Raw genomic sequence first — 4,565 nt, forward strand, 5'->3', positions numbered from 1 at the left:
AGACAGCATATATTTCAGGACACCATCCAATTTACATACAGGATAGCGGGGAAGGTGTATGTAAACGACCAGCCCCCTGCGCTCACTCCGCCGGACTGTCCGCTGCGTCTGGGGAAAGTATTTGCCGCAGCAGCGCGGTTTTCACCGGGTCGCCGGGGTCATTCAGCGCTTCGTAGAAATCAATCGTCGCCGCGCAAAGAAAGGCGCGGTCTTCCGCCGTTTTTGCCATTTCCGGGATGGCCGCCAGCACGATTTTCTCGCCGTAGCGTTGGTGCAGGTCTTGCCGGATTTGCGCCTGTAGTGCCTGAATGGCGGCGGCATCAGGCGGCGCGGCAGGCGTGGTTTTGTCGCGCAGGATGGCGATTTGCATCGCGTCCATGCCACTTTGAGCGGTAGTTTCGCGCAACAGCGCCATGTCGCTCGCTACGCCGTTGCCCGGAAAAAGCAGGGCAAAGCATTGCTCCGGGTCGCGCTCCTGTAACAGCTTGAGCTGTTTCAAAAAAATCGCCTCGAACTGTTGCAGGGTAGCGTCGCCGAGGCGCGGCAGTCGTCGCAACAGCACCGGCGCGTAGGTCTCGCGCAAGAGCGTCTCCAGCTGTTGCGGGTCGGTACTCCCGCCCTGCCGCATTTTGGCGAGGATTTCCTGATAAACCTGCGGCTCTTCTTCTTTCAGCGTCGCCAGCAGTGCGCCCTGTTGCGCTTCATCCTCGCCCGGTTGCGGCGCAGGCTCACTGTCCGGCGTGGTGGTGCGCAGATAGTGATTCAGCCCCCACAGCGCGGGGGCGACAAGAATGGCGAAGACCAGCGCGGCGACGAGCAGGCGTACGCCTTTACGCTCGCTATCAACCACCATCCTGCTGATAAACAGGGCAATAATGCCACCCACGCTAATGACGGCCAGCGTCAGCATCAAGTCGGTACTCATCGCTTACTCCCACTCAATCGTCGCCGGCGGCTTGCCGCTGACGTCATACACCACGCGGTTGATACCGCGCACCTCGTTGATGATGCGGTTGGAGACGCGCCCCAGCAGGCTGTAGGGCAGCTCCGCCCAGTGCGCGGTCATGAAATCGCTGGTAATCACCGCGCGCAGCGCGACCACATAATCATAAGTGCGGCCATCGCCCATCACCCCGACTGATTTCACCGGCAGGAACACGGCGAACGCCTGACTGGTGCGCTCATACCACGACACGCCGTTTTCATCGCGCGTCTGCCGCAATTCCTCGATGAAAATATCATCGGCGCGGCGCAGCAAGTCGGCGTATTCGCGCCGCACCTCGCCGAGAATGCGCACGCCGAGACCGGGGCCGGGGAACGGGTGGCGGTAAACCATGTCATGCGGCAGGCCGAGGGCGACACCCAGCTCGCGCACCTCGTCCTTGAACAGGTCGCGCAGCGGCTCCAGCAGCTTGAGATTGAGCGACTCCGGCAGCCCGCCGACATTGTGATGGCTCTTGATGGCGTGCGCCTTTTTCGTCTTCGCCCCGGCGGATTCAATCACATCCGGGTAAATCGTGCCCTGCGCCAGCCAGCGCGCATTCGCCCGCTTGCCCGCCTCGCGCTGGAACACCTCAACAAACTCCGCGCCGATAATCTTGCGCTTCTGCTCCGGGTCGGTCACGCCCGCCAACTTCGCCATAAAATCGGCGCTGGCATCGACATGAATGACCTTCACCCCCAAATTCTCGGCGAACATCTGCATCACCATCTCCGCCTCATTGAGGCGCAGCAGGCCGTGATCAACAAAAACACAAGTAAGCTGCTCACCAATAGCGCGGTGAATGAGCGCGGCGGCGACCGACGAATCCACCCCACCGGAAAGACCGAGAATCACCTCCTCGTCGCCGACCTGCGCGCGAATCTTTTCGACCGCTTCCTCAATATAATTCGGCATCGTCCAGCTTGGACGCGCGCCGCAAATCTCCAGCACAAAACGGTTAATCAGCGCCCGCCCCTGTTTCGTATGCGTCACCTCCGGGTGAAACTGAATGCCATAAAAACGCTTGCCGACATTTTCCATCATCGCAATCGGACAAGACGGCGTCTCGCCAATCACACAAAAACCCTGCGGCAATTGCGATACCTTGTCGCCGTGGCTCATCCACACATCGAGCGTATGCGGCAAATCATCCTGAATATTGCGGGTCAAATCGCTGTCAATCGTTTTCACCTGCGCATAACCAAACTCGCGCTGATCGCCGGGGCTAACCGCACCGCCCAAATGATGCGCCATAAACTGCATCCCGTAACAAATGCCCAATATGGGCACACCCAAGTCAAAAATCCCGGTATCGGTCTGATAGTCCGAATCATAAACCGAATTGGGGCCACCGGAAAGAATAATCCCCTTCGGATTAAAAGCCTTAATTTCGGCCAGCGGCATATCAAACGGATGCAACTCACAATAAACATGAGCCTCGCGCACGCGGCGGGCAATCAATTGCGCAACTTGCGAACCAAAATCGAGAATCAAAATTTTATCGGCATCAGGCGGGGTCGTCATGGAGAATCCTTAGTTTGAATTTCTTGCGGGTAAGCTGGAAACTGTCATCCAGCAAATCCAAAATAACCGCATCGGGCAAAGCAGCAAGATGCAAACTGAGCCAATGCGACTTGTTCATATGATAAGCGGGCAACACGCCATCCATACCGCGCAATATTACCAGATTTTCCGGCAGCGCCTTCACATTCAGGAGCTGCACCGCCTCCGCCTGCGGCAAACCGACACTTGTACCGGGCGGATTCAACAACACCGCAAACCATTTGCGGTTATCCGCATGACGGAACACCGCATAATCAGGATGCGCGCGCCACAAAAACTCTGGCGCGACGCCATAGCGGGTTTCCATTTCAGTGAATAACATTTGCGGATTCACGACTATCCTCCTTGCGGAAAAAACGGCGGATCATAATCCGGCACAAAATGCGATAAAGAATGACGGCGAAAGGAATGGCGTAAACAGCAGAGACCATCTTTTTCAGCGTAGCCGCATGACGCCACCATAATGGCGTAACCGTTGGCGGATGGGTGCTGTCATCAATACGGTAAGAAAACTCGAGCGGATCGCTCATACTGTCCGCAAATTCCCTGACATAAACCGTATCGCCATCGCGTTCAAGATAAATACGGTGCAATCCATCATTCTCCTCAAAATACAGCGGCTCACGACAAAGCGGCTTGCTTTGCCATTGCGTCGGCTCCGCCAAATGCACCAGTTGCGGACGTGCATCATCCAAAATACAAACCGAAAATAGCGCATTGGGCGTATCAAGTTTTGGCGCCAGCCAAAGAAAAAAGCCCCAACCCAACAAAAGCCAACAGGCAAGCCCAAGCGACAGGCGCAGCCACAGCGGAAAAATGTGGTTTTTACCCGCTGGCTGCTTGAGTGTTGCCGGAATTTCCTTGCCTTGCTTAACCTCTCGCCATGTTGGCAAAGCAAAGCGAATACGCAAACCGCGATAACTCAATGCCTGCAGGAAGCCGAAAAAAACACCGACAATTAACCATCCCCGCAAAAATAATAAAGGCGTAAAGCCATCCATATAGCCATACGATACGCGCAGAAGAAATAGCATCAGGGCAATAATAAAACCATCGCGTAGTGCAAAGATTGCGAAATTGGTCAAGAATCCAGCAAGAATTAGCGGTGGCAAAGCCATGCCCCGCCGCCACAAAAAATGGTGTAACCAAGTAGATTGAAAGTGATGCGGCAGTTTGAGCGCCTGCAAACGCGGTAATACCTGGGCAATGATTGCCGGATAAGACGATGACATAAATTACTCCTTCGGCGATTGCCAAATTTCCTGCCATGATGGCAAATTGTGTGCTTCCCGCCATTCACGCAAACGGCAGGCGACGATTAACCCGCCAATCATCGCGGCAGAAAAAGCGCCGCCCATGATTGCCAGCAATGACCCGCCAGAAAGCAGCCATAAAACCAAAGCGGCAAGCAGTGCAAAGCAAAAACCATAGCCCATAAAATTGCCGACAAAACCCGCCAATATCGGCGGCGACAACATCACGCCCCGCTGCCAAAGAAAATGATGCAACGGCGTGCGCTGACACCAACGGGGCAACCCAAGCGGTTGCAGGATTGCCAAAGCGCTGCGGATGGAAGGCGGATAAGCGCCATTTTGCTGCCCGGCTTTTGCTGGCCGGTAAATGATAGGCTTTGGATCATTGGCTGGTAGTTTAGGCATGATTGTCGCTTGGTGTATCGGGCAGGTTTTGCACTTCTTGCCATGTGAGCAAATTTAATTTTTGCCGCTGGCGCTGTGTTGAATACGCCATCATCGCTCCGTAAGTTATAAAATAAATTATCCCATACACCACCCACTCCACAGACGTCAATCCATTATGCCAACGCAGTATATATAAAAATATCAAAGGAGTAGAGAGAAATATAGGGATGCTATTAATGCCAAAATAAACAAAATTGAAGGCGAAATTGGCCAAGATGGCAGGCGGCAAGGCGATGCCATGCCTCCAGAAAAACCTGTGAACAAACCACCATTTCTCATTCTTCAGGAATTTTGGAATATCGGCGGCTTTCAGATAGGCC

The 4,565-nt window shown here is 54.5% G+C and carries 6 protein-coding genes; all 6 read right to left on the reverse strand.

Going from position 1 to position 4,565, the window contains the following annotated elements:
• Nucleotides 1-82: 82 nt before the first annotated feature.
• The gene (locus Q0349_RS06685) at nt 83-925 is read right to left on the reverse strand and encodes a hypothetical protein (protein WP_298080102.1); all 843 of its coding nucleotides are present in this window, start codon (nt 923-925) and stop codon (nt 83-85) included.
• 3 nt (nt 926-928) lie between these two features.
• Nucleotides 929-2,506 carry a glutamine-hydrolyzing GMP synthase gene (gene guaA, locus Q0349_RS06690; protein WP_298080103.1) on the reverse strand — a complete coding sequence of 526 codons (1,578 nt, stop codon included), beginning with the start codon at nt 2,504-2,506 and terminating at the stop codon, nt 929-931.
• A complete protein-coding gene (locus Q0349_RS06695) occupies nt 2,490-2,879 on the reverse strand; it encodes an MmcQ/YjbR family DNA-binding protein (RefSeq protein WP_298080104.1) in 390 nt (129 codons plus the stop codon). Before Q0349_RS06695 ends, guaA begins: the two co-directional genes overlap by 17 nt.
• On the reverse strand, nt 2,854-3,777 hold the full coding sequence (locus tag Q0349_RS06700) for a DUF6404 family protein (protein WP_298080105.1): 924 nt from the start codon (nt 3,775-3,777) through the stop codon (nt 2,854-2,856). Before Q0349_RS06700 ends, Q0349_RS06695 begins: the two co-directional genes overlap by 26 nt.
• A gap of 3 nt (nt 3,778-3,780) precedes the next feature.
• Complete coding sequence (locus tag Q0349_RS06705) at nt 3,781-4,203, reverse strand: DUF6404 family protein (protein WP_298080106.1); 423 nt, start codon at nt 4,201-4,203, stop codon at nt 3,781-3,783.
• Nucleotides 4,196-4,565, reverse strand: a 370-nt coding sequence (locus tag Q0349_RS06710; protein ID WP_298080107.1) for a DUF6404 family protein, incomplete at its 5' end; no start/stop codon positions are given. The genes Q0349_RS06710 and Q0349_RS06705, both read right to left, overlap by 8 nt.

The sequence above is a fragment of the uncultured Cardiobacterium sp. genome, from assembly GCF_938028185.1.
Classification (GTDB): domain Bacteria; phylum Pseudomonadota; class Gammaproteobacteria; order Cardiobacteriales; family Cardiobacteriaceae; genus Cardiobacterium.